The organism is Nitrosomonas supralitoralis (assembly GCF_003011925.2).
GTDB classification, from domain to species: Bacteria; Pseudomonadota; Gammaproteobacteria; order Burkholderiales; family Nitrosomonadaceae; genus Nitrosomonas; species Nitrosomonas supralitoralis.
Map to the genome: position 1 here is coordinate 67,440 of NZ_PXXU01000001.1, position 26,918 is coordinate 94,357.

The 26,918-nt window shown below is 46.4% G+C and carries 23 protein-coding genes; 10 read left to right on the forward strand and 13 right to left on the reverse strand.

The window, feature by feature from the left end:
- Positions 1 to 9: 9 nt before the first annotated feature.
- Positions 10 to 2,361: a glycoside hydrolase family 15 protein gene (locus C7H79_RS00245; protein WP_242447052.1), complete on the reverse strand. Its 2,352-nt coding sequence runs from the start codon at positions 2,359 to 2,361 to the stop codon at positions 10 to 12.
- Between the two features lie 432 nt (positions 2,362 to 2,793).
- Here C7H79_RS00245 and C7H79_RS00250 point away from each other — a divergent pair, with 432 nt between their 5' ends.
- A complete protein-coding gene (locus C7H79_RS00250) occupies positions 2,794 to 3,387 on the forward strand; it encodes an SCO family protein (protein ID WP_106705365.1) in 594 nt (197 codons plus the stop codon).
- 90 nt (positions 3,388 to 3,477) lie between these two features.
- Positions 3,478 to 4,302, forward strand: a complete 825-nt coding sequence (locus C7H79_RS00255; RefSeq protein WP_242447053.1) for a cytochrome c oxidase assembly protein — start codon at positions 3,478 to 3,480, stop codon at positions 4,300 to 4,302.
- Positions 4,303 to 4,369: 67 nt separating this feature from the next.
- On the opposite strand, the gene C7H79_RS00260 is transcribed toward C7H79_RS00255, so the two are convergent.
- The 5 genes from C7H79_RS00260 to coxB all read right to left on the reverse strand — a co-directional run bounded on the left by C7H79_RS00260 (position 4,370) and on the right by coxB (position 9,747).
- On the reverse strand, positions 4,370 to 5,620 hold the full coding sequence (locus C7H79_RS00260; RefSeq protein ID WP_242447054.1) for a c-type cytochrome: 1,251 nt from the start codon (positions 5,618 to 5,620) through the stop codon (positions 4,370 to 4,372).
- An 86-nt stretch (positions 5,621 to 5,706) separates the two neighbouring features.
- The gene (locus C7H79_RS00265) at positions 5,707 to 6,093 is read right to left on the reverse strand and encodes a hypothetical protein (protein WP_106705291.1); all 387 of its coding nucleotides are present in this window, start codon (positions 6,091 to 6,093) and stop codon (positions 5,707 to 5,709) included.
- A 52-nt stretch (positions 6,094 to 6,145) separates the two neighbouring features.
- Entirely contained in the window at positions 6,146 to 6,745 is a 600-nt protein-coding gene (locus C7H79_RS00270) for a cytochrome c oxidase subunit 3 (protein WP_106705292.1), read from the reverse strand.
- Positions 6,742 to 8,742 carry a cytochrome c oxidase subunit I gene (ctaD, locus tag C7H79_RS00275; protein WP_106705293.1) on the reverse strand — a complete coding sequence of 667 codons (2,001 nt, stop codon included), beginning with the start codon at positions 8,740 to 8,742 and terminating at the stop codon, positions 6,742 to 6,744. The genes C7H79_RS00270 and ctaD overlap by 4 nt, the downstream gene beginning before the upstream one ends.
- A gap of 6 nt (positions 8,743 to 8,748) precedes the next feature.
- Positions 8,749 to 9,747: a cytochrome c oxidase subunit II gene (gene coxB, locus C7H79_RS00280; protein ID WP_242447055.1), complete on the reverse strand. Its 999-nt coding sequence runs from the start codon at positions 9,745 to 9,747 to the stop codon at positions 8,749 to 8,751.
- Between the two features lie 490 nt (positions 9,748 to 10,237).
- Between coxB and ahr the strand changes: the two genes are divergently transcribed.
- Positions 10,238 to 11,242, forward strand: coding sequence for an NADPH-dependent aldehyde reductase Ahr (ahr, locus tag C7H79_RS00285; protein ID WP_106705294.1), 1,005 nt, complete (start codon positions 10,238 to 10,240; stop codon positions 11,240 to 11,242).
- A 60-nt stretch (positions 11,243 to 11,302) separates the two neighbouring features.
- Here ahr and C7H79_RS00290 read toward each other — a convergent pair whose 3' ends face one another.
- From C7H79_RS00290 to C7H79_RS00315, 6 genes are all read right to left on the reverse strand, one after another.
- Positions 11,303 to 11,500 carry a type I restriction-modification enzyme R subunit C-terminal domain-containing protein gene (locus tag C7H79_RS00290; RefSeq protein ID WP_242447056.1) on the reverse strand — a complete coding sequence of 66 codons (198 nt, stop codon included), beginning with the start codon at positions 11,498 to 11,500 and terminating at the stop codon, positions 11,303 to 11,305.
- Positions 11,501 to 12,071: 571 nt separating this feature from the next.
- Positions 12,072 to 12,368 (reverse strand): hypothetical protein, encoded by a 297-nt coding sequence (locus C7H79_RS00295; RefSeq protein WP_106705296.1) that lies wholly within the window; start codon positions 12,366 to 12,368, stop codon positions 12,072 to 12,074.
- 117 nt (positions 12,369 to 12,485) lie between these two features.
- Entirely contained in the window at positions 12,486 to 13,322 is an 837-nt protein-coding gene (dapF, locus tag C7H79_RS00300) for a diaminopimelate epimerase (protein WP_106705297.1), read from the reverse strand.
- A gap of 22 nt (positions 13,323 to 13,344) precedes the next feature.
- Positions 13,345 to 13,824: a GNAT family N-acetyltransferase gene (locus tag C7H79_RS00305; protein ID WP_106705298.1), complete on the reverse strand. Its 480-nt coding sequence runs from the start codon at positions 13,822 to 13,824 to the stop codon at positions 13,345 to 13,347.
- Between the two features lie 8 nt (positions 13,825 to 13,832).
- A complete protein-coding gene (locus C7H79_RS00310; RefSeq protein ID WP_106705299.1) occupies positions 13,833 to 14,930 on the reverse strand; it encodes a D-alanine--D-alanine ligase family protein in 1,098 nt (365 codons plus the stop codon).
- A gap of 413 nt (positions 14,931 to 15,343) precedes the next feature.
- On the reverse strand, positions 15,344 to 16,135 hold the full coding sequence (locus tag C7H79_RS00315; RefSeq protein WP_106705300.1) for an SGNH/GDSL hydrolase family protein: 792 nt from the start codon (positions 16,133 to 16,135) through the stop codon (positions 15,344 to 15,346).
- 357 nt (positions 16,136 to 16,492) lie between these two features.
- Here C7H79_RS00315 and C7H79_RS00320 point away from each other — a divergent pair, with 357 nt between their 5' ends.
- From C7H79_RS00320 to ppk1, 7 genes are all read left to right on the forward strand, one after another.
- Positions 16,493 to 16,969 carry a PepSY domain-containing protein gene (locus C7H79_RS00320; protein ID WP_242447057.1) on the forward strand — a complete coding sequence of 159 codons (477 nt, stop codon included), beginning with the start codon at positions 16,493 to 16,495 and terminating at the stop codon, positions 16,967 to 16,969.
- Between the two features lie 211 nt (positions 16,970 to 17,180).
- Positions 17,181 to 19,241 carry a TonB-dependent receptor family protein gene (locus tag C7H79_RS00325; protein ID WP_242447058.1) on the forward strand — a complete coding sequence of 687 codons (2,061 nt, stop codon included), beginning with the start codon at positions 17,181 to 17,183 and terminating at the stop codon, positions 19,239 to 19,241.
- A gap of 212 nt (positions 19,242 to 19,453) precedes the next feature.
- Positions 19,454 to 19,966, forward strand: coding sequence for a cupin domain-containing protein (locus C7H79_RS00330; RefSeq protein ID WP_106705303.1), 513 nt, complete (start codon positions 19,454 to 19,456; stop codon positions 19,964 to 19,966).
- A gap of 49 nt (positions 19,967 to 20,015) precedes the next feature.
- Entirely contained in the window at positions 20,016 to 20,828 is an 813-nt protein-coding gene (locus tag C7H79_RS00335) for an aldolase/citrate lyase family protein (RefSeq protein WP_106705304.1), read from the forward strand.
- A 36-nt stretch (positions 20,829 to 20,864) separates the two neighbouring features.
- The gene (locus C7H79_RS00340) at positions 20,865 to 22,025 is read left to right on the forward strand and encodes a glycosyltransferase (RefSeq protein WP_106705305.1); all 1,161 of its coding nucleotides are present in this window, start codon (positions 20,865 to 20,867) and stop codon (positions 22,023 to 22,025) included.
- A gap of 63 nt (positions 22,026 to 22,088) precedes the next feature.
- Complete coding sequence (locus C7H79_RS00345) at positions 22,089 to 23,201, forward strand: PQQ-dependent sugar dehydrogenase (RefSeq protein ID WP_172592311.1); 1,113 nt, start codon at positions 22,089 to 22,091, stop codon at positions 23,199 to 23,201.
- 119 nt (positions 23,202 to 23,320) lie between these two features.
- Positions 23,321 to 25,399 (forward strand): polyphosphate kinase 1, encoded by a 2,079-nt coding sequence (gene ppk1, locus C7H79_RS00350; RefSeq protein WP_106705306.1) that lies wholly within the window; start codon positions 23,321 to 23,323, stop codon positions 25,397 to 25,399.
- Between the two features lie 10 nt (positions 25,400 to 25,409).
- Here the strand turns inward: ppk1 and ppx are convergent, their stop codons facing one another.
- Complete coding sequence (gene ppx / locus C7H79_RS00355) at positions 25,410 to 26,894, reverse strand: exopolyphosphatase (protein WP_106705369.1); 1,485 nt, start codon at positions 26,892 to 26,894, stop codon at positions 25,410 to 25,412.
- Positions 26,895 to 26,918 lie beyond the last annotated feature (24 nt).

Consider the following 26,918-nt stretch of genomic DNA (forward strand, 5'->3'; position numbering starts at 1 on the left):
GGAATATGATTATTCTGCAATCAACACTTCATAGTCAGTGCTCTCCCATTTTTCCTGATCCAGCCAATAAAAAGTAAATTGTATTGTATCTCCAGGCTTGAGTCCGACGACCGGAAGTTCTGCCACATATACACCGAGTCCTGTATCTCTGGTGTCTATATCCTGAGCATCGTGCCAGGAATTGATACCCCAATGTACCCGTGCAGGGGCTCTGAGTGCAATGGTGAATGTGTTACCGGAACGTATGTGTCGCGGGAGATATCGTGGCCCCCAAAGTTCGTGGGTAATTTCAGGACGTATTCCTTGATAGCGTTTCCAGGTAGCGACAGGGCGATCGACTGGATAACCGAGTATACGACTGTAACACAGCTTGATAAACTCGCTATGCGCCCAAACAAGCGGCATAGCGGAATCGCTCGGTTTGCCTGGATTCAGATGATGTTCGGGAACAGGCTCGCTATCCCATACCTGCTCGGGGATAAGACCGCCGACGCCGGTCATGGCAGCCATGGCTTCCAGATAAGGTAGCGGATCATTTCCTGACAGAAGTGCATAATGACCTCGCTCTCCAGTCAGAAGCGGCCAGCCTCGTCCACGCCCCGAGCCATCAAAAGCGCTGCCGTCTTCATGCTCTCCATAGCCGTCTCCATTATAGCGATGCCAGACGGGTCCGCTGGGAGTATCAGTCTTAAGCTTTTGATCAATGATTTTCAGACTATCGAGAATACAAGTGTCATCTGCTTTACGCAGCCCGTAGCGCACCAACTGCAGAAAATCGGTCGCGATCTGCTCATTGGCGGGCAGATTCGGGTCACATGCACGGTTTTTAATCAGGACATGTTCGGATTGGGCGCCTTCATGAACCAGCGCATCTTCTGGAGTGATGCGGATATAATAACCGGACACCTTTAATTTCCTGGCGAGTGAGGTATCTGCTACAAATGTCCATTCCTCAAGCCGGGCATTCCAGCTGTCAGCAAGCTGCAGCGCAAATCCCCGCGCTTCTTCATCGAGAAAAATACTGCCTTCAACAAGTGCTGCAATGGCTACTGCCAGCGTGAAGGTATTGACGCCCGAGTCTTCTTCCCATCTATCCTGACCGGTAACCGGACCTTCGCGAGCAATGAAGCCTAATGCCCGTCTGACCATATCCTTGCAAGAAATGCCTCCGAGCTCGCCACGATCACGCAATGCAGAAGCCAGGAGGACAGGGAACGCAGCTTCGTCAAGCTGAATTCCTTGCCAGAAACTTGCACCACCAAGCCATTGATTCTGAAGCCAGTGGCCATCCGCCTGTTGTGTAGCAATCAGATAACGCAGCACATTACGCGCATCTTCAACTGCGCCCATGGCGATCATTGCCCCTGCGGTTTCAGCCAGATCACGACACCATACCAGGTGATAACCTCCACGATTATGATTATTCTCCCCCCAAGGCACGGCAAGACTTGCGACCGTAGCACCACAATAGGTACGGTCCTCATGAACTTTGAGAACCATGCTGGAGAGTGCCAGTTTTTGCTGAAGATCACGAGATAAATCAGAAACATTGCAATTACAACTTTTATACCATTCCTCCCAGACGCGGCATTGGGCATTCCATACTGATGAGAAATCTTCATTCAGACTCGACATTGCCAACGTTGCCGCCGCTTCCATGCTGGATCCAAAGCCAAGAGCGAGTGTTGCCTGACTTGACAATTCACCCATCAACGTAACAGCGCCGGGACCCGCGCTGTCATACTGCCATATCATACGCCCATGTCGATTGAAATCCTGCCAGCCATCGCTCTGTTCCAGGCAACCCACTGAGCAACGCCCCCATGTAACCTCATCTGTTTCACTACTTGCCATCAGCGCCAAACCAAAAGGCCCTTGATTCGCCCATAAGACTCTGTGTCCGTTATGTTCTGCGACGAAAGCCTGGTTGTTTTTCGCATCACCGCCCAGACGTGCTGATAAAAGCACATAAGGGCGCAGATTCTGTGTATCTCCCTGCAACTGATAGTGCAACAAAAGTACATCTCGTCGCTGGGACGGACAAATCTTTAAAATAAAAGTAAAGCGCGCGTGTCGGTGGATAACCTCAACCGCTGGAATATACGGCTTCGGTAAATTAATCTCGTAGTTCCCGAGACGACGCAGCTCAACCCAGAATCCCTGATCATCAGCAATAATAAAGCCGAGATCCCGAATCTGTGGGATATCGACACGAGGATAATAAACTTCGGTAACAATGCCCTCAGCGACGGTAAACCAGAGGCGTGAAGATCCGAGACTGGTGCCCACCATATCCTTCCTGGCGGGAGCCCAGGTAGGGTGAGATAAAGCAGATCGAGGAGCTTGCATAGACGGACTCACACAGATCGCCACACAACGTTGGCGAGATTGTTTTTTTTAATGAAAACTGTAAAAGATAATTCGACTAATCTAATGCACGAATCTAAATACTGTCAATTGTAACTGAAAATAATTTCTTGATTGAGAGGCATAAATCTTATTGCGGGTTCCGCAAATGAAAGTTTCACATTCAGTCCAACAATCGATCAATAGGAACTGATCCAATGGCCGAAAAACATCTGATTTTTCTAGGCAGAGGCCGGGGAGATTAGGAAGACACAGGGTGGTCAAAGGTAAATCACTCTCCATTTCATAACTTCGTGTTATGCAACGTTCGGTTCCATGAAAATCACTTACCTCAATTAATTGGCACAACGCGCCTCAGTGATATATTATTTCTCGGTTACTTACACATTTGCGCAAAGTATTTACAATGCGCATGCATATTATCAAATGCGAAACTCTGGGCTGAGCCATTTTGTTTTATACTTGGTGATATTCGCACTAAGCGGATGCTTTTCCGAAAATAACTGGCATGTCAAAGAAGTAGCCGGACATTTGCCCGATCTGCAGTTTTCACTGACATCAGATAGCGAGCATCTGGTAACAGCAGAAATGTATACAGGCTACGTACTATTAATGTACTTCGGATTCACCAACTGCCAGGCTGAATGTCCGGTTTCAATGGCAAAATTAAGTCATGTCATCCAGACTCTTGGAAAAGATGCTGACCGCATACGCGTTTTGTTTGTTACCCTTGACCCTGGACATGATAACCCGGAAGTGTTGCGCCGCTATATCGCGCAATTTGATCCTGAACATGTAATCGGATTGACGGGCACAACGAAAGATATCCAGAACTTAACAAAACGATATCGAGCTGCATACCGTCCTCGGTCAAAAAATATCGTACAAAGCGGTATTGTCCATGGGGATGCTATCTATATTTTTGATTCACTGGGCCACGCACGTCTGTTGGCAACCTCCACCGACCCCGTTGAGAACTTAGCGAAGGATATTCGGCGTCTGCTGGATATGGTTTATTAGATAATAACTGACCATGCAAAACATTATTCCAAGAATTTAAAATCTTCCAGTCGCGATTCTGTCAAAAGCGCTGTCTTATAGAGCCTAAATATGCTGGATGTACTTTATTGGTTTACTCCCTGGGAAGAGTCAATTATAGTCGTGGCTGCGATAAGCATCGTTGCTATCTTGTTCTTAAGAGGTTGTGTCAATTGCAAGCCATCATTTAACCAAAAACTGTATTTTTGGATTGGCCTTATCTCAATATATCTCGTTTCTCATACGCAGTTTGATTATTATTCCCAGCATCAATTTTTTATTCATCGACTTCAACATCTAGTATTGCATCATCTCGGGCCCTTTTTAATCGTATTGAGCAGCCCGTTACCTATACTGTTTAATGGTGTACCCGAAAAAGGAAGGTATTGGGGTAAACTGGCAGCTCGTTGGAAACCATTGCAGTTTCTTGTCTCATTCCTGTGTAATCCTGTTATAGCCGTTATATTTTTTAGTGGCCTTGTCGGCTTCTGGTTATTGCCCCCGATTCACTTTACAGCGATGATTGATTGGCGTCTATATCGTCTGATGAACTGGAGCATGTTCATAAACGGATTGATTTTCTGGGGTCTTGTGTTAAATCCAGCTACTGGTTTTTTTACGCATTTATCAGCTGGCACTCGCATTGCCATGATGTTTGCGGTCATTCCTCCACAAATCATTTTAGGAGCAATGATTTTTTTTGCTTCCCATGAGCTTTATCCCATTTATACTGTTTGTGGTCGAGCTATTGGAGGTTTAAATGCTATTGAAGACCAACAAATTGGAGGGATAATTCTCTGGGTACATGGAGCGATGATGAGCGCTGTTGGCATTCTTATTGTAGTACGGAAGGAATTGATGCCACAGAATTCACCGATTAAGGGTCCAGCGAGTTAAGCACTCTCATTTAAATCAGAAGCAGGTAAAGTCAATTCAAATATCAATAATTATTTTACGACAAATACTAATTCTTGATACAGCATTTCTGCCGTATTAATGACACTTCGCGTGGTGTGACTGGAGATGCTGAATTGCCCCAGCTTGTACGTACGAAAGTAAGAACATCCGCAATCTCGCGATCAGTAAATTTCTTCGCAAAGCTTGGCATCTTTTTCGGTTTGGGGCCTTTTATTGTCAGTGGCCCTTTACCTCCCTCCAACACAAGACGAATTATGGATGCAGCATTCTCTGAAAGAACCATCGAATTTCCCCCCAGCCTTGGAATTCTTGGAGATTCCCCTGTGCCACTATCTCCATGGCATTTAGCGCAAAATCCAGAATATAGGCCTGCACCAGGAAGTTCAAATTTATTGATTCCAATATTTACCTCTGTTAAGAGTTTTTGCTCCTGACTAGCAGGAGGTTCGTAAGGTTTGTATGATGATTTGCCGTTTTGCCCTGGAAGAGATTTAAGATAGTGCGCAATAGCATCCAAATCTTCTTTACAGAAATGCTGGGTACTGTTCTCAATCACAGTCACCATGCTGCCAAATGCCACTTCATGTCCACTATGGCCTGTTTCCAGAAATTTTGAAATTTCTGCTTTAGACCATCTGCCCAGACCAGATGCCTTATTGCCAGTCAGATTGGCAGAGTACCAATTATCCACCATAGCACCGCTCAAATAATCGGGCGATGACTCTGAATATGCTTTCTCCTGGAAAGCCAGCCCTCGCGGCGTATGACAAGCACCACAATGACCCAGACCTTGTACCAGATAGGCGCCCCGATTCCACTGTGCATCGCGATCGGTACGCGGTTTGAATATATCTTGGGTTGCAAATGCCGCATTCCAGAACATTAATGTCCAGCGCAGATTAAACGGAAAAGGCAATTTGGTTTGTGGTGGGGTGTAATTGACTGGCTTAACCCCTTTCATGAAGTAAACGTATAGCGCCAGGATATCACTATCCAGCGTCGCCGCGAACGAAGCATACGGCATTGCTGGATAAAGGTGTTTGCCATTCTTGGTTATGCCTTGCCGAAGCGCGCGGCTAAAATCATCGTAACTATATTGCCCGATGCCCGTGATCGGATCGGGGGTAATATTAGTTGAATAAATTATTCCAAATGGTGAGTTGATTGGCAAACCACCCGCAAAAGCTTCATGATCTGGTCCCGCTGTATGACAGCTTTCACAATCAGCGACTTTGGCAAGATAAGCGCCGCGAGCGATCAAGTCACGATCGGCAGCAAGCACATTTGCTGCCAACATGCATACTATAACCAATGAATAATGACTAACTTTGCTTAGCTTCATAGTATGATTATTGATGAATAAAATTACTGAAATCATCAGAGTCACGTCCAGGCGCTACAGGGTGATACTAATAAAACAGCACAAAACGTAAATACTATTGCAGCGATGAATATAAAACTCGACATGACTCCCAGCATTGCTAGAAATTGAGTTTGTCCTTCATCAACTACAAAGATTTTCCCATTCGAACCAGACTTGGTTAATTTTCGCCATGAATCCCATGCGACATATCCAGAAATCAGCCCACCCGCTAAACAAATCAAACTAATCGCAATGAGTATTGCAGACAAATCAACCCAAAGGGGTGCAGTAAGCGGAACCTGATGCGGATAACAAGCGTATGCTGCAAGTGGCTCGCTTAAAGACATCTGGATGAACCACGCTGATGGTGCTCCCAATAACGCTAGCAATATTTTGTATGTACTCATGGCATCAAAAAATTCTATAAACACCTTTAATTAATGAGGCTTATTTCGAATTCTAGAGATAAGGAAACACGTACAAAGTAGTAAAAACAAATAACCAGACTACATCGACAAAGTGCCAGTAAGCGCCACCAATCGTCACAGCCGCATATCGTTTATCATCAAAATAACCAAGCGAGGTCCAGACCAATAGTAGCAACAAAATCGCCAATCCAATGATGACATGGAACAAATGGAACCCCGTGATCGTAAAATACAGCGATCCATATAAATTCGACGTGATATCAAAAGATTTTTCGCCCCATTCTATGAGTTGAATTTTTAAAAAACAAAAACCAAGCACGACCGCTATTAACATCCCACCAATACTCCAGTATTTCTTTTGATGTCGAATTCCATACTCGCTAACCCAAACAAAAACACTGCTAGCGAGTAAAATCGCTGTATTTATAATGGGCATAAGCAGGTTTGGCAACCCCTCCGGCGGCCATTGCTGTTCGGTCTGAGCTGACAAATAGAAATAGGTAAAGAGCAGAAATCCAAACAGGGATCCCTCGGTCACAATTAACGCTAAAACACCCCACCAGCCCGTTGAAAGTTTGCCGTCACTGCCCACTGGCAAAGGCTGCTGTTCGAAGTGAATAACTTTGTTCATGGACTCCTCCCACTGAGGTGAGCTGTTTTCGGTGCTGTTCTCTGAGCCAGCGACTTGCGTGGCCACATCCAAATCACTAAAGTAATGCAGCATGCTGCAGCTGTCATCCCTGCGAAATACCACCAATGAAGCAGCAAACCGACAAAAAATAATGAAACAAATAATCCGACGAAAAAGGGTGCGTAAGAATCCCCCGGCATTTTAAGGATAGTTACTGGCTCAGCGTCAATAGGCGAAGTTCCCAGTGTTTCATGACCTTCCATAAGTAAATAACCTTGCGTAAGACTGGAACGTTTAGAGTTTTCGTTAAGGCGATCTTCCCATAATGGATGGCGACTCGCGATAACGGGAATAACAGCAAAATTATAAGCAGGTGGTGGTGAAGGCGTTGACCATTCGAGTGTCGCTGCATCCCAGGGATTGGAGCCAGCTAATGCGCCGCGCTTGAGACTGATCAGAATATTGGCCAAAAAAATCAGAATTCCAATGGCGAAGATAAAAGAGCCAATGGATGTAATCATGTTGACACTATCCCACCCCATACGAGATGAATATGTGTAGATGCGCCTGGGCATGCCCAGTAAGCCGGCTATGTGCATTGGAAAAAACCCGATATTAAAGCCAATGAACATAACCCAGAAGCTCCATTTACCCAGTGTTTCGCTCATCATGCGACCAGTGAATTTAGGAAACCAATAATAAATGCCGCCAATCACCGGAAACACATTGATGCCAAGTAAAACATAATGAAGATGGGCAACGATGAAGTAGGTTTCGTTCAACTGCAGATCAAGTGACACAGCTGCTGTCATTACCCCCGACAATCCCCCGACCACAAACAAAAAGATAAATCCGGCGAAAAACAGAAACGCCGTTTTGAAAACAGGTTTACCCAACCAGATGGTCGCAATCCAGGCAAAAACAGCAACTGCACTCGGGATCGAGATGATCATGCTGGCAGCTCCAAAAATTGACAAGGCTACAGTCGGCAGACCGGTGGCAAACATATGATGGATCCATACCTGAAAACCAAGCAGCATGGTTGCCATGGTGGCCAGCGCCACCGCTGTATACCCCACCAGAGGGCGACGACAGAATGTTGGTAGCGCATCAGAAACAATGCCCATTGCCGGCAGCACGATTGCATAAACCCATGGATGGCCGAACATCCAGAATAAGTGTTGCCACAACAGCGGTTTACCCCCGTTAGCCACATCAAAGAATTGCGTGCCCACCTGACGATCCAGCCACAGCAGAAAAAAAGCCAGACTGACTGCAGGGATGGCTATAAGATTGGCTACAGACGCGGTGAGTGTGCCCCAGACCAAAATCGGTACCTTATTGATGGTCATGCCGGGTGCTCGCATTCTGAATAACGAGACAATAAAATTGATTGATCCGACAGTGGTTGAAATGCCTAAAAGGACCATTCCCAGAGCGAAGACATCAATGTTGGGGCCTGTGTTGTAAATAGGTCCTGAAAAAGGAACATAATTAAACCAGCCCGCATTGGGCGCCTGCCCCAACGGGAAACTCGCATACATGAAAATGCCCGCAAACAGAAAAATCCAATACGAAAGTGCATTGAGGCGTGGAAATGCCATGTCTCGAGAACCCAGCAACAATGGCCAGAGATAATTGGAGAAGCCGGACAATATCGGCAAGGCATAAAGAAATATCATCGTCACGCCATGCATCGTGAATAGCTGGTTATATTGTTCAGGTGTCAGTAAGGACTGTTCCGGCAGAGCGAGTTGCGCACGCATGATGAGTGCTTCGATGCCACCTATCAACAAAAAAATAAATGCGGTAACGAGATAGCGCAGACCAATTGTTTTATGATCGACTGTGGAAAACCAACCACGCCAGCCTGGTGTTGTTTCCCATATTTCTGCAAGTCGCACTTCGGCATCTGAACCCACTGGAGCACAGCCAAAATCGGGCACGCGTTCCAGGTGACTATCCGGATGATTCTGTTTCGTGTCAGAGAAAGTCATACACTGCTAGTCCAATGTTGATAAAAATAATGCGAGCGCGGAAATTTCGCTTTCTGACAACTTAAAGCTGGGCATACGTGATCCTGGCTTGAGTAGTTGTGCATTGCCAATCCACTCCATCAAATGATCAGGCGTATTGGTTAATACCCCCGCAGCTAGACGACGGCGCGAGTTCAGATGCGTCAAATCCGGGCCATGCTCACCTTTCGCATCCGTTCCTCTTACAGCGTGACAGCCTGCGCAGCGATCCATGAATAATTTGTAGCCTGAGTCCTGTTCCGCTCTGAGAACCTGCGTTGCAGGCTGTCGTTGAGCATTCTGCCATTTCTCGAAATCCTCGACGCTCTCAGCCACTACTTCCAGACTCATATGTGCATGACCCACGCCACAAAATTGAGTACATTGTCCAGTATAAACTCCGGGCACATCGGCCTGAATCCATTGCTGATTTATCAAGCCCGGAATCATTTGGGTTTTTCCGGCAAGCTTTGGCACCCAGAATGCATGAATAACATCCGCACTTTTTAACTTAATCAATACAGATTGACCCACCGGAATATGAATTTCATTTGCAGTGATAAAGCGTTTAGCGGGATCATCGTGTTCGTACTCGACCTTCCACCACCAGTCGTATCCAGTAACCGTTATGGTGATGCTTGGCGTCTGCGAAGGTTTGGCAACTTGGTTCAGAACCGTCAGCGAATAAATCACCAATACAAATAAAATAACGGTGGAAATTCCTGTACCGATATAAACCCATTGCAGGCCTTTGCCCTCACTTTCAATTTTGTGTGGATTTGATGTTTTTCGTTTGCGAAATATTGCCGTCAATAGCAACAGCGCAATAATGAAACAGATGGCAACCGACAGCCCTGCAAGGGCCCATCCTAAATACATGGTCGGTTTTGCTGCGGGGCCATAGCTATGCAAAAAATAATTCAGCGGTGCTTCAACAGCACTTGCCACTATTGCATTCGATGCTCCCAAGAAGAATATATGATTCACGATTACATCCTCGACCACACATTTAATTGTCTATTGTTTAGAGCAATCCTTTTATGCCCTGACGATACGCCGCATACGCCCGCAAAAAGCGGAATGACTAATCCTGCATCTTTAATATAGATTATTTTATTATATAACCCAACAATCTAGATTTTCTTTAATAGAATGATTTTCCCGTATAATGCGCCCGAATTCAGCAGAGGGGAATACTTTTCATTTAAAAACACAGATTCTTCGCGGCAAAGCACAATTTCATTATGGTTTGCGTTTAAATCTAAGACTGCCATTAACCTATTGTAAAATCAAGTTATATCATAGTCTCATCAGCCATCACTCTGGCATTTAATAGATGAACTCAGTAAACTATGAACAATGGGGATGGGCGAATGTTTAATAATTCCTCCATTTTTTGAGATCATATCAACCGTTCTTCTATTCAAGAAACGGTAGTAATAAATAACAGTCAGCATGCTGTTGTAAAGGAATCAATATGATTAAAGCATACGCCGCATCCGAGTCAGGTGGAAAACTTAAGCCTTTCGAATACAATCCAGGACCATTGGGCAGGAACGATGTGGAAATCGCGATTGAGTACTGCGGCCTGTGCCACAGCGACCTCAGCATGCTGCATAACAACTGGGGAATCACGCAGTATCCATTTGTACCAGGACATGAAATCATCGGCACGATTGCGGCCAAAGGCGCGTATGTTAAAAATTTCACGCTGGGACAGCGCGTCGGCCTGGGCTGGCACGCCGGTTACTGTATGGCCTGCCACAGTTGCCTGTCCGGCGATCATAACCTTTGCGCCCAATCTGAAGCCACCATTGTCGGCCGTCACGGCGGCTTTGCCGACCTCGTGCGTGCCAAATCGACCAGCATCGTGGCACTGCCGGATGGCTTGAATGCACAAAGCGCAGGACCGCTTTTCTGCGGCGGCATCACCGTTTTTAACCCGCTGCTGCAATTCAATATTCCATCCACTGCCAGCGTTGCCGTCATCGGCATCGGCGGACTGGGCCACATCGCGTTGCAATTTCTCAAGGCATGGGGTTGCCGGGTAACCGCCTTCACCTCCAGCGAAGCCAAGAAGAAAGAAGCCCTGACACTGGGCGCGCATGACGTACTGGATACCAAAAACCCCGCCGAGCTTGAAGCCGCGGCAAACCGTTTTGACTTGATCCTGGCAACCGTGAATGTAAAGCTCGACTGGAACGCCTATATCGCAACCCTGCGCCCCAAAGGCCGCTTGCATCTCCTGGGTGTCCCTCTTGAACCGCTTGAAATCAATGTATTTCCAGTGATTGCCAGCCAATGCTCGATTTCCGGCTCCCCCGTCGGCAGCCCCGCCAGTATTGCCACCATGTTGCAATTTGCACAACAGCACAAGATCGAACCCGTCGTGGAAATTTTCCGCATGGATCAGGTCAATGAAGCTATCGCCCGATTGGCCAGCGGCAATGCCAAGTACCGTGTGGTTTTGAGCAATCTGTAACAAAGAACTGGCCGGAATACAACTTCACTGACCGAACCACAAAGACAAAGCGGAATTTCGTCACTTCAGAGCGGCAACAATTCCCGCATTCCTATTCACGCCATGAATGCGTTCGACAATCTGCTGGCTTAGCTCATCGCCAAAAACGCCGACTACGCCTAATTCATGATAATGGTCAAACGGCGTTTCAAAAATCACCCGCGGTTCCATGACGCCATTTCTCACCAGATACTCAACAATCTCATTCAAAAAAGCCATTTGATCCGCATTTAACGCGGAGATCTGGCTAAAAACTCGGCAAACACCACCTTGGCGGCGTTGCGATCCAGACCGACAACCGAGCGCACCAGCATGAAAAACACCCGATTAACGATCTCCGACACGTCCATGCTGGATACCGGCATGTCGACCGAAGCCGTAATCTGCGGAAATTTATGCTTGAGGCAAATTCATCCATCAGGTTTTGCGCGTATTTCACCGAAAAATCGATTTTCTGGCAGAACTTGCCCGCCTAATGGAGGTAATTCTTGTCGAACAGTTCGACGATAAAAGATCGGGCAGACCATTCCATTAAGCAGCAGCGTACACTAACTGATATGGGAAAGAAAAGAGTCTGCAACCTGCGCAAGGCAAACCTTGGCGAATTACCGCAAAGACTGTACGCGATATAAATACCGAGATAGCGGAACAGAATGAAATGCGATGGCGCAGATTATCCGATCAATCTGCGCGTGGTGCGGTTTTTTAAGTTTGAATTTACAACAAAAATTTACGATTGTTCAGAAGCGCCGCGGTTCATGATTCGATTGACCGCGGCGGGGGCATCGAATTATTGCCGTGAAGCTCCTTCAGCCAATTCAGGCTTCAACCTTGATTCAACTCGTTTCTTCCACTCGATCGTGACATAAGTACCTACATATGCCCCGATAAATGCAGCCACGATATAAATCTTGTTTTCGACATAATTGGTGACGGCAAAAGCGGTCACCAGAATGATCATCGCTGACCAGAAGGCGGCTCCATGCGCTCTTCTTTCTTCTACGTCAATAAAGTAAAGTGTAAAACAAATATCAGACACCATCATGGCAGCCATGATTAGAAAAAAAGTAACCAATGAAAATTCCATACTATTGCCTCATAAAAAAACAATCCAGCACTAACAATGCCGCAAGCGTAACAACCCCGGCAAAAACCTGATACAACGATTCAACTCAAAACGATTAACAGGCTGTTGAAAGGCGATTCACATCCCCTGCCAGGCATAATTGCGTTGCCAGTAACCGACCGGTTCGACGGATCTGGCAAAGACGGCATTGGCAAATCCAATCACTTTTCCCTGGTAACGCGTCGGGCCGCTGATCGACAACCCGCCGTTATCGTTTCTAACGCGCAGCCTGCCGCCCAGTGAACTCGCCATGATCGGCAAGTCGATTCCAAACACCCTGGCTGCCACATAAGCGCTTGCCGCACTGCCAGTGCCGCAGCTTTGCGTCACGTCTTCCACACCCACCTCAAAAGTACGCAAAGCAATCCCTTCCGCAGTACGCCAGATGAAATTAACATTCACGCCTTCCGGGTGACCGACAAATTCACACAGGGATTTGTCGTTGCGTAACAATTGTCCGAGTGCTCTTGCCGCTTCCAAGCTGATCTCGGAGCCGATAACCACGACATGCGGCACGCCGGTATACACATAATGCAGATTCTGATCGATTTTCCGGTAATCCCGCGCGGCACCCAGATTGACCTCAACACTTTCGTTATCGACCACCACTTCCTTCGTGCCATCGCCCGTGATGATGTTAAACACGTCATTGCCTACATAGGTATCGCGGAAATACCGTGTTGCACAGCGCAGCCCATTTCCGCACATGGTTTCTTCGGTGCCGTCGCGATCAAAAATCTTCATCGTAGGCATGCCTTGCTGTTGATCGACATACAGAATCCCATCGGTATCATGCTGCGTTGCCAGGGCATTTGAAATCCGCGCCCGATCGAATCCGGGCAAAGGATTTTTCACTTCATCAACCAGTAAAAACGAATTGCCGCAACCGTCCATTTTTGTCGCCATGATTCTCATTGCTTTATGCCCTTTTTCAATGTTAAGTAGTAGAAAAAACAGGTCTTGTTTCGAGCTCAGGCCGATAGCCCATCCTTCTGGTCAGATGCACCTGGGCCACTCCCGAGATAAACTCATCCTGCACAATGCCAGTCAAAAAAAAACCATTTTTGAGATAAAAACGCAGGCTTTCGCTTGCATCAGCGTCCGTAATGACATTCAGTATTCTTCCTCCCTGCTTCGCGATTTCAGCAAAAATGCCGTCCAGCAACAAAGAGCCATATCCCTTGCCGCGATGACTTTCATCCACTGCAATGGTCATTAAGTGATAGGTATCAACCGTTTTTTTTGCAATCACATAACCAATCGGCTTGCCCTCACTCACGGCACAAAGCCCAAAACACCGTCCACGCGCAATATCCTCCAGTTCATCATGAACTGCGGATTGGTACATCGAGCCGATATCTTGCAAGGCAATCTTTACAAGGTCAGGAAACAAGTCTTTTGAAATGGGTACAATCATGATTTCATTTATTGATGGGTTGATCTTCCGAGCAGACTATACATCCGCCCATGATGAGTAAGAAAACCGGCTTTTGGCACTTTGTTGATGGCTGAAATCGCTAATTCCTCGAGTAATTCGATCTTTCCGCAAAAGCGTTCGGGATGACGTACAGCCAGTCGTTTCACCGCCTTATCCAGGATCAATGCGACCATATCCTGGTGCGCGATACCCACATGCCGGCACATGTTGGTGAGATCCGCTTCAGTCGGATGTATACCGGGAATGACATTGGCCTCGAGAAAATATAGCTTACCTTTGCGCATGCGAAAATCCATACGGTTATAGTCGCGCACCTCAAGCGCTTCATGGGCTGCAATTGCCATCTTGGCAAAGCCTTTGGCCTGATCGGTCCAAGCCAGATGAGAAAGGTAGGGATTCTCCATATCTTTTACGTGCGGATCACGCAGTTGCGGATGTCCTGGAATCTTCGCAAAATTAATTTCCAGAATCGGCAGCACATAGTCTCCAATTAAACCAATCGTGTATTCATTTCCAGGCAGGAATTCCTCGACCAGCGCAGCTTGATCAAACTGGGAATAAATCGCTGCAATGGCTACATTGAGCTCTGTTTCATCATGCACTTTACTTTTCTGACTGATGCCGATGCTGGTTCCTTCGCTGTAGGGTTTAACCATCAGAGGGAAATTTAAATCATTGAGTTGATCGCCCGGCATCATGAGTTGAAATTTCGCCGTTGGCACGCCTTCATACGCAACAATCCGCTTTGCCGTTGCCTTATCCATTTTGTTGATGAAGGTCTTGGGGCTGCTGCCGGTATAAGGAATGCCCAAGTGCTCACAAAAGAAAGGAACAATGGCTTCGCGCAGTTCCTTCTCATCCAGACCTTCCGCGTTATTGAATACCAGATCAGTTTTATCTTTGCGTTTTTCAAGCTGATGGTAGATATCCGCGCCCACATCAATCACAGCCACATTCGCACCTGCACGTTCAAGCGCTGCAGTCACTGCCGCGATGGTATCCAGACTTTCGAATTCGCCGTAGCGTTCGCCTTCCATGCCAGGCTTTCTGATATTACAGGTATAAACGATATTGAGTCTTTGCATGGCTGATTTTATAGAACTCCTGAAAATTCAATCAATTGATACCATGAAGCTTAAAATTAAAGCGAAACCATGCACATTAACGCCAGTCCGAATGTTCGGTTTACATATCGCTGAGTAATATTTTTGGAACGGAGGTTTGTTTTAGCTTGTTTTAATCAGGATGATTATTGCAGGATGCTCAGATAACTGCCATTTCGAGCGCAAAGAGAAATCTGTGCTGTTGATTAAAGCAGATTCCTCACTTGGTTCGGAATAACCAATGAGGTCGCTCAAAGGTTCGTTAAGTACGACGTCACGGACGCAATATGCGCTGCTTCCTTGAAGATGGTAAACACTGTTTTACGGTGGTCATGAAACGTCTCGCGATGATTATTTATCGCGACCGCAACTCATATCACGTCAACGGGTACGGCTTAATATTTGCAGACCTGCGATCCATCTGCCAGTTGTCCACTCGGCTGCTGGCAGTACACGGTGCGTCCAAAAACTGTTTTATAAGCAAATTCAGGCCGTTGCTGCCAAGTCAGTAGAAACTTTCGTTTACCTTCCACTGCTTCAGGTTTATCGCCAGGAACGTGAAACTGATCCAGGAGATCCTGATAAAACGCTTTTCGCTGCCAATAATTCACGTGGATACCGTCCAGGCCAAGCCAATCCGGTTTCTGTTCATGCAGTTTAAAACGCCGTTGCATGGCCATACCCATCAGGCCGTGATGCACTACCCGCGCACGACTGATGGTTTCATTCCTGGATAATCGGCAAGATGGATAAAAAATATTGCGAAAGAAAATGTAACGCCGCTCGGATAAGCTTTCAATCGAAGTCATCGGTAGATTAGTCACCACAAAGTGCGTCGCGTGTTTCTGCAACTGACCAATGCACCATTCCAGCGCTCGCAAAACCTGTTCCGGCGGCAATCCGTACAAAATATCATTGCCAATATCCGTCAACAGCGCATAGGTCGGATATTTCTCCGCCAAATCTAATTGCCGCCACAGCCCGCAGTCGGCAATTCCCGGCAACCCGCGCAGCAGCATTTGAGAGCACACTCCATATGCACGCCCATGTCCGAGCGCCGTAAAAATCTCACTCGGCCCGCCAAATCGCTGTTGCATTAGATCAATGGCAAGACGCAGTGACAAGGTCAGATTGCTTGCTCCAAGCAGAATGAAGCGGTTTCTAGGTGCATCGTGATAACGATCCATTATGATGGGCTGAAAAATTGATCAATTGCAGAGTATGCTTGTGCCTGATCTTTCATACAATCATCTTACTGACTTTCTGTCCAGGCAATGAACTGACATGTCGGTTTCCAGCTATCGCCTATGCGATGAATCGGGCTTGGTTTCATGATGCGTGATAGTTGGTTGATCACTTTAATTTTACAAGCTGATTAAAAATGCTTGCGTTTCTTATACATTGAAATATTGACAATCTTTCTATCAGAGAGTAGACAGAAGATGGCGGAATTTTTCCGTTATGGTCTTTTCAATCAGATTCAAAAAATATGATTGAATCGATGCACTTTAATTAGCATATATTTGGCTTCAGCCAAAGGAGGCATGATGAAAAATCAATTCTTGATTTCAGCGTTAGTGGTCACCCTTTTGATCGCATTCGGTCCAACACAGGCCAGTGATAAAGAAGTGAGCAAAGATCAAGTACCGAAAGCAGTGCTCGAAGCTTTTGAAAAGGCTTATCCAAACGCTAAAGAGGTAGAATACGAGCAGGACATGATCGAAGGCAAAGCTGTCTTTGAAGTTGAATACAAAGAAAACGGCCGAGAGTACGAAATTCTGTATGACTCCAGTGGCGAGATTCTGCAGAGGGAAGAATCGATTGAGATCAAAGCATTGCCTGAGCCTATCGCCAAGGCCATTTCCATGGCATATCCAAACGCCATTATTGACGAAGCAGAGAAGGTGATGAAACCCGATGGAACAGTTACCGGCTACGAAGTTGAAATCAAGTCAGAAGGAAAGAAATTTGAAGTTGAACTGGATACTTTCGGAAAGATCTTAAAAACCGAAAAGGATTAAATCCGGTCGGGTCGTGCATGAGGCTTCAATAACTTGTTGCGTAAGCGATGGGCAAGAAAAATGAACCGACTGATGACCCGTTAAAATTGATTAATAGGCTATCCGCATTTTATTTGCTGATCTGCGGAGTGATAAACTAGCGTGTATGCTTATTATCACCGTGCTTATCACTCACTTTTTTTGTCTTGGTTTTTTTTCGCGGACGCGATTCTTGCCTGATTTCCGAGCTGCATTGCCTGTTTTATTGCTGCTGACAACCCCTGGTTGGGCGCAAAACCATCAAACTACTCAGTCCGTTATTCTGGACCCGATCAACATTTCCGCCACTCGCAGCGAGCGCTCACCCGCGCAGATCCCTAACAGTATTACGCAGATCAGACGTGACCCGCAGCAGAATTTTCAACCGGGCGCAACTTTGGATGAGTTTGCGCGCGGCACACCGGGAGTTTTCTTTCAGAACCAGTTTAATTTCACACAGGATTTACGCATTGCCATTCGTGGGTTTGGCGCACGCTCACCATTTGGTGTGAGAGGGATACAAATGCGCGTGGATGGAATTCCGCAGACGCTGCCGGACGGGCAAACGCAATTGGATTCGATCGATCCATCATTAATCGAGCGTATGGATATTGTACGCGGACCATCGGCAGCGTTGTACGGTAATGCTTCCGGCGGTTTGATCGACATCACTACGCGTGAAGCGCCGGCGGATAAATTCGTTGTGATGCCGCGCCAAGTGTTCGGACAGTATGGTTACCTGAAATCCGAGTTGTTCATGGGCGGACGCAGCGGAAATTTCGGCTATAGCCTGTATGGCTCTCACTTGCAGCAAGACGGCTGGCGTAATCACAGCGCGATGCAAAATACGTTTTCTCAGGTCAAATTGAATTTTCAAACCAGCACACATTCCGACCTGATGCTGGTTTTACGGGAACTCTATTCACCGCTGGCCAAGGATCCGGGCGCTTTGACCAGCGCGGAGGTACAGACCAATCCACGTCAGGCTTCGACACGTAATGTGCAATACAACGCCGGTGAGGAAATCCGCCAGGAAGAAGTGGGCATACGATTTCGTCAAAGACTCTCAGCCGGAAAGGAATTTACAGTGACAGCGCACATGCTGCACCGCGATTTCCAAAGCCGTCAACCATTCTTCGACGGTGGACAAGTACAGTTTGACCGCCTAGTGGGTGGATTGATGATGCAGTTTGTCAACGACCATGAATTGTTCAATCGCCCCAACCGTTTTCTGATCGGCGTCGATTACGGCATACAGAATGATGATCGGCAGCGCTTCAATAACAATTTTGGCGTGCGCAGCGCACTGAATTTGAGCCAGATCGAGCGTGTGCAAAGCATCGGGCCATTTGTACGTAACGAATGGAATATTGCGGACAAGCTTGATCTGGTGCTTGGCGGCCGATGGGATTGGTTGCAGTATCAAGTCAAAGATCAATTTAAAATTGATGGTAATGAATCCGGTTCGCGCACAGTATCCCAAGGTAGTGGTTCCGCTGGGCTGGTGTACCATCTAAACGATCAACAGCAACTTTACGCACATGTCACATCCGTCTTTGAAGCGCCGACCACCACCGAATTGCTCAACAATCCGGCTGGCAGAGGCGGTTTTAATCCAAATCTGAACGCACAGACATCGCTCAGCAATGAGGCTGGATTTCGTGGTAACACAGCGGGATTTCAGTACGACACCGCGCTCTTCTTTATCCGCACTTGGGACGAAATCACGCCCTTTGAATTGACCTCGTCGCCCGGCCGGGCATTTTTCCGCAACGCCGGCCAATCAAGACGCGTCGGTGTGGAGTCACGTCTCGCCACGCCAGAATGGAAAGGTCTGCGTGGGGAAATCAGTTACACCTTCTCCGATTTTGCGTTCGATAAATACGTAGTCAATGACATAAATTTAAAAGGTAATGTTTTTCCGGGCATCCCCACGCATCGCTGGGAAGGATTGCTGCGCTACTCACACCCGTTCGGTTTCTTCGGGCAGTTGCATGTGCACCGTGTCGGCGAATTTTATGTCAACGACTTCAATACCGCGACCAATCCGGCGTATAACCTGGGGCAATTACTCTTCGGCTGGGAATTGAAACGGAACGGGTTCGATGGTTCGTTGTTTCTCGGCGTCAACAATTTATTCGATGCGCAATATAATGCCAATACTCGCGTTAATGCGGCACTTGGTCGCTATTATGAGCCGGGGCCACCACTCAATCTGTTTGGCGGAATACGAATGCGCGTTGTGGTATTTTAGTGGGAGTTTTAATAAATGATCTATTTTTCCTGCTCTTTTTCAAAATATTAACTACCCTCTATTTGATATACTTACCCTCAATACTTAAAGCTTAACACTTCAGAATCCAGTATAATTCTCAAGCATGATAATAATAAAAATAGTTGCCTATTTCGTCCTTTCTTGCATGCACACATAATGTCGATATCGGCAAAGCTACAGGAGACTGAATCATGCTAAAAGAAGAAGCCATCAAGGATCATCAAACGGTAACTGCAGAAGGCGAGCCGACCAGTGTTCTGTTGACGGGGGTCAAACGACAGGAAGTGCCCAATATCATTACGGCCAACGGCACCACCACTGAGCTTTATCGTCCGGAATGGGAAGTCGGCCCCGAGCAGATTCAGCATATGATTCACGTCATAATGCGAGCCAATGCTCTCAGCGCCTGGCATGTGCATGACTTCCAAATTGACACGATCTTTGTGACCAATGGATCGATTAAACTGGTTTTGTTTGATGATCGCGATGATTCAGCGACAAAAGGCCAAATCAACGTCTTTCATCTTAGTCGTCTGCGACCCACATTGATCACTATTCCTCCAGGTATCTGGCATGGTTTGCAGAATATGGATAATTCCGAAAGTAGTTTTATTAACTATTTTAATAACGCCTATATTTATACCGACCCGGATGAATGGCGGTTACCATTTGACACCGATAAAATTCCATATCGTTTTGAATAAACTATAATAAGCCGAAAGCTTATTCAATTCCTTATCAGGAACCCAATTTATGAGTTTTGGCAGCGACTTTGTTCTCACGTTGTTCACCAACGACCCGGATCTGGCTCGGGCTGGCAATGCAGCTGGCATTAATCGTATTGGCCTAGACCTGGAACGAATTGGTAAGGAGCATCGTCAGGACGCCAAGAAAGCATGGATTTCTGATCATCAAATACATGAGCTGGAAGCTGTTCGCGATCAATTAACAAAATCGGCTTTATTTACTCGCATCAATCCCATTCACGCCGGCTCACGCGATGAAATCAATCATTTGATCGATCAGGGAGTAACGGTGCTGATGTTGCCGATGTTTCGCACGATTAAGGAAGCGGCTACTTTTATTGAACTGGTGGATGGCCGCGCCTTTGTTTCTTTGTTGGTTGAAACGGCTGCAGCTGCCATTCGTCTGCGTGAAATTGTCAAACTTCCAGGCATTGGCGAGATTCACTTCGGTTTAAACGATATGTATCTGGATATGAAACTATCCAATCATTTCGAGGTGTTGACCTCCGGATTTCTGGATCGGCTCACCGATATCACAGCGACGGCCGGGGTGCCCTATGGTTTTGCCGGCATTGGGCGGCTTAACGATAGTCGTTTGCCGATACCCAGCGATTTAATTTATGCTCAGTATCCGCGGCTTGGCGCAACACGCGCACTGGTTGCGCGAGTATTCTATACGCCTGATTTTCGTGACTTGAATCTCACGCATGAAGTCAACACCGCACGCAAGATGCTGGATCAATGGCATCAGGCCGGCGCAGAAAAGCAAACCACCGCTTTGACGCTTTTAACCACCAAAGTAACTGAATGGGCTGCTTGATTCACTCATATTCGTTTTGCAAAAAATTTATTCGAAATGACCAACGCGCAACTAACTTTTTACGACACGTCGCGCGCTTATTATGCGAGCTATTATCTACAAGGGCTCGGTGAGTTAGCAAAAAGTGGGAAACTGCAAGTCAGAGTTGCTCATTCGCTTCCGCCACGCCTGAAATCAGCCATTCAAGATGCTGATTGGCAGCATTTATTGTTTGCAATGGCGCTTTTTAAATATCAGCAAGGGGATCACGAATGGTATTTTTGCATTGATACGCATGATGTCAATTCAGTCAACGTTACGAATCATACGGGTGGATATCATTTACCACTGCTGCAAAGCGTGGATGTTTATTTCAAGGTTAACTATAACCCGGACCAGATCGAGTTCACACCGGCACTTAAAGATTTTCACAAAAAAATTCTCAGCATTTCGCAGTTTTTTCCAATAAGACCCGGATCATTTGTATCGCTTTGCCGCAGATTATTGCTGACTCCAGCACTGTTTGGATTTAAGCCTGGCATTAATTATAACGTACCCTACAAGGGTTACGTGACGGATGCAAAGTTTCGCTTGCGCGACCTGAAAAATTTCCAGCCACTTGAACGAATTTTGGCTCACCGAGAGACTCCAAAGGATATCGATATTTTCTTTGTAACCAGTTTTCGGCATAATTTCCGTCATCAAGCGGTCATGGAACGCCGATATCGGATTATCAATAAACTTTCCAGTATAGCTTCACTTAACACGGCTATAGGTTTCTCATGCGAGAAAGCGCTTCCGGAAAAATATGCCCACGCATTTTACCCTCGTTTGAACCAAGAAAAATATCTTGAAATTCTGGCGCGTGCTAGAGTCGTCATATATACGCAAGGTATTGCAGGTTGCTTATCATCCAAATTCGGCTTAGCCATGGCGCTTGGGGTTGCCGTTATCGGTGAACCTTTAGGAAATAATCCTGATTTGTTAATTGCAAATCCACATTTAAAAGAGCAGTTCTCCTACTTAGATCCGGATGATATTATTGAGCACGCAATCCAACTCGCTACAAATCCGCAACAGGCAGAAAAATTAGGCGCGCTGAATGCAGCCATGTTCGATAGTCAAATGGCTCCTCGTCCGACAGCGGAATATATACTCCAGGCACTACAAAAATATCATTTTCTCGAGCCGCATCATTCAGTGGGCGATACCCAGTAATGTTGAGATGAACTGGCGACAATGGTACATTTGAAAGCTATTGTGTAACACCTACCTAAAAAAATGAATTTAATAATTAACATAAGCGTTGTGCTTCTGATTTACAGTTCTTTTATACTGCCTGCTGCACAAGCCCAGCGTATTCAAACTGAGTTTGATGTCCGCCTTGTGGCTGAGGGTTTGCAATTCCCTTGGGGCATGGCGTTTATGCCGGACGGTAATATACTGATAACAGAAAAAATTGGCCAATTACGTATTGTCACACCGAATGGCCGTATTTCAGACCCGATAAAAGGCGTCCCTGCCGTGCTGGTGCAACAACAAGGTGGTTTGCTGGATGTTGCGTTGGATCCGGGTTTTTCCAAGAACCGATTGATTTACTTATCGTATTCTGAGCCAGAAGGGTCAAAAGCCAGTACCGCAGTAGCCAGGGCTGAACTGAACAATGGCAGCCTGGAAAAGTTACGAGTGATTTTCCGCCAGTGGCCAAAAACTGAAGGCGGTGTGCACTTTGGCTCACGCCTGATATTCTCACCGGACGGGAATCTGTTTATCACACTGGGTGATCGTGGTGATCAAATGGAAGAAGCCCAGCGTCTGGGCAACCATATCGGTAAAATAATCCGTATCCGACCTGACGGAACAGTGCCTTCTGACAATCCCTTCGTCAACGACCCGAAAGCGAAACCCGAAATATGGTCGTATGGACACCGTAGTGTTCAGGGCGCGGCGATTCATCCCAAAACAGGAGAACTTTGGATTCACGAGCATGGCCCGAAAGGTGGCGACGAAATCAATATTCCGCAGCCAGGTAAAAATTACGGCTGGCCTATGGCCAGTTATGGTAATCATTACAATGGCGTGCCGATCAAAAATGAACATGCATCACAGGGATTTGAAGAGCCTATTCACTACTGGACACCATCGATTGCTCCTTCCGGCATGGTGTTCTATACTGGAAAGCAATTTCCGGGATGGCGCGACAGCTTGTTTATCGGCGCGCTGGCAGGGCGGCATCTGGTTCGACTGTCCACAGACAACAAGCAAGTTCTCAACGAAGAGCGATTGCTCACCAATACATTGCGTTTCCGCGATGTAGAGCAAGGCCCGGATGATGCATTATATTTACTGACTGATGAAGAAAACGGCAAACTTCTAAAGCTAACACCGAAGTAACAATTCAGTTCTGCACCTAATGAGCTAGAATGAAGCTTAATTAATTCCTTATCCGCCTACCACACTCAAACAGGGTTCGACTGGCCAGCTACAATAATTTATTCGGGTAATTAACACAGATGGATATTGTCGACCTCAAAGACCCTGCGCTTTATATCAATCGAGAACTGAGCCTGCTGGAATTCAACCGTCGCGTGATCGAGCAAGCTAAAGATGAAACTGTCCCATTACTGGAAAGGTTACGTTTTTTATGTATAGCCAGCACCAATCTTGACGAGTTCTTTGAAATACGCGTAGCTGGGCTAAAACAGCAGATTAAATTAGCCTCGATGCAAACAGGCCCGGATAATTTGTCTCCGACAGAAGTGCTCTCGCGTGTCAGTGAAACTGCACATCAGCTTGTACTGGAACAATATAGCGTATGGAATAGCATGATCATACCTGCACTGGCCAAGGATAAGATCAGGCTATTGCGCCGCTCGCAATGGAAGCTTCAAACTAGTCGCTGGATTCATCGTTATTTTAAAGAAGAAGTGTTGCCGGTATTAAGTCCAATCGGTTTGGATCCGGCTCACCCATTCCCCAAAGTTCTTAACAAGAATTTGTACTTCATCATTTCATTAGAAGGAAAAGATGCCTTCGGGCGCGACTCAGGTATGGCGATTGTTCAAGCGCCACGTTCATTGCCGAGAGTGGTAGCCATACCGACCAGATTTAGTGATGAAAACCATGACTTTGTGATGCTTTCCTCAATTATTCATGCGCATGTTACCGATCTGTTTCCTGGCATGAATGTCATCGGTTGTTATCAATTCAAAGTGACGCGCAATAGCGATTTACTGATCGACGATGATGAAATAGATGATTTGTTACGCGCACTGGAAGGTGAATTGCCTTCACGAAGATTTAGCGATGCAGTCCGGTTGGAAGTCGCGGATAATTGCCCGGATTTGCTGAGCTCTTTTTTATTACAGAAATTTGAGTTACAGTCAAATGATCTTTATCGGGTAACTGGGCCTGTCAACTTGAATCGCCTGCATGCGATCTGCGACCTGGTTGATCGTCCGGAATTAAAGTTTGTTGGCTTCACACCCAATATCCCCAAACGTCTGGTCAAGAACACCAATATTTTTGACGCATTGCATAACGGCGATATTCTACTGTATCACCCCTATCAATCGTTTGCTCCTGTCATTGACTTTTTACGACAGGCAGCCGTTGATCCGGGCGTGCTCTCGATCAAACAAACGCTATATCGTACTGGCATTGACTCAGCGATTGTTGAAGCACTCAAGGTAGCTGCACGTGCAGGTAAAGAAGTCACGGTAGTGATTGAGTTGCGAGCCAGGTTCGATGAAGAAGCCAATATTGGACTGGCTAGTGAATTACAGCAAGTTGGCGCACATGTTGTATATGGCGTGGTTAATTATAAGACCCACAGCAAAATGATCTTGGTCGTCAGAAGAGAAGGCCGCACGTTACGGCGTTATGTGCATTTAGGGACCGGTAACTATCATGCACGAACTGCGCGCTTGTATACTGACTACGGACTACTGACTTGTGACAAGGCCATCGGCGAGGACGTCAACAAATTGTTCCACCAATTAACCGGTTTGGGACGAGCAGGCAAATTAAAAAAGCTTTTGCAATCACCTTTCACGCTGCATAAAGGTATATTGAGTTATATTGATAAAGAAATAAATGCCGCAGGTGCAGGAAAGAAAGCCTGGATCATTGCAAAAATGAATGCATTGGTTGACCCTGAGATTATTGCAGCGTTATATAAGGCATCACAAGCCGGTGTAAAAATCGACCTGATCATTCGTGGCATATGCTGTCTGCGTCCCGGAGTAAAGAATGTATCAGAGAATATAAACGTACGTTCCATTGTGGGTCGATTCCTGGAACATACTCGCGTTTATTACTTCCAGAATGGCGGCAATGACGAAGAATTGGTATTTTGTTCCAGCGCTGACTGGATGACACGCAATTTGCATCACCGGGTAGAAGTATGCTTTCCGATAGAAGAAAAACGCACCAGCGATACAGTCATTGAGTATGGACTATTAAGCTATCTTTCCGATAACACTCAGGCCTGGCTATTGCAAAGTGATGGCTCGTATAAACGCTTAAAACCGGGTACTTCTAAACCACGCTCCGCACAACAGCTTATACTGGAGCATTATTGCGATCTCTGATGCAAAATACTTAACTGAATACCAGCTTCATATCAGTATTCTGAAGTAAGCCTTGCTCAGTATTCAAGTCAGCGAGTGTTAAAGGGTGTTGGTCTAACCAGTCTGAAGGAAAATCCAGAGTGATGCGGTTCTTGTTCACTTTAATGTGAATTTCCGGCAAGTCGTTATTGGAACGGCTGCGGTGCAGCACTACTGCCAGCCTTAACAGGACACACAGTCTGATCACTGACGTTTTCATTGAAATGGTCAGCGATTCAAATTCTTCCAGTGGAAATTTACGGCGATGACTCCGTATCAGCATCGCCAGCTTGATTTGCTCCTGGCGGGAGAATCCTGCCATATCAGAATTGGCGGTTAAATATGCGCCATGCCGGTGATACTGACTATGCGCAACTGACAGACCAACTTCGTGGATCAGAGCTCCCCACACCAACAATTTCAAATCCGTTTTTTCATCCAATTCCCAATCGGCTTTTATCTGATGGAAAAATCTTTCAGCGGTAACTTTGACCCGATTTGCTTGTTCCATGTCAATGCAGTACCTCTGCGCAACAACCTCAATAGTTTTGTCCCTGATATCCTCGTTGTGCATCCGGCCTATGAGGTCATACAACAAGCCCTCGCGCAATGCCCCCTCAGATACATTGATCTGTTCCAGATTAAGTGCCTCAAAAACACCATACAATATTGCCACACCACTGGCAAAGACCGGTTTTCTGCGCTCAGGTACACCTGCAAAATCAATCGACGAACTATCACCAATCTCAATTAAAGTTTCCATTAGTTTCGTCAATGCAGATAGAGTAATGCCTGAATCACACCAACCTTTGGCTTGTACTACATCCCGTACTGCTATAATAGTGCCGGAAGAACCCAAAGCAGAGTCCCAACCTGTTTTTTTGTAAGCCGTTTCTATCGATTCCAGTTCCTGCATCGCAAACAATACGGCTTTGCGCATTTTCTTGGCTTTTATCTTGCCATCATCAAAAAAGCGCTGGCCGATATTGACGCAGCCCATATGCAGGCTTTCAGTAGCATAGGTATCAAAACCCTGACCAATGACTAACTCCGTACTCCCGCCGCCGATATCTATTACCAGGCGTTTATTAGCCTCATCATATAAACTGTGCGCAACGCCTAAATAGATCAGTCTTGCTTCTTCACGTCCTGCAATGATCTCTACCGGGTGCCCCAGAGCACTGTGTGCCTGCGACAAAAAAACATTGCCATTTCGAGCCAGGCGAAGCGTATTCGTACCCACAGCGCGTACATTCAGATGTGGAATTTCTTGAATGCGCTGGCCAAATCGCTGCAAGCATTCCAGGGCCAGTTGCATGGATTCTTTCGATAGCTCTTGCTTATCATTCAATCCTGAAGCCAGTCTGACCATCTCCTTCATGCGATCGATAATCTGCAAACGTCCATCCACCTGACTTGCCACGATCATGTGAAAACTGTTTGAACCTAAATCAACAGCAGCGTAGGATTCATCCATATCGGGGTACACCGAAAATAAAAT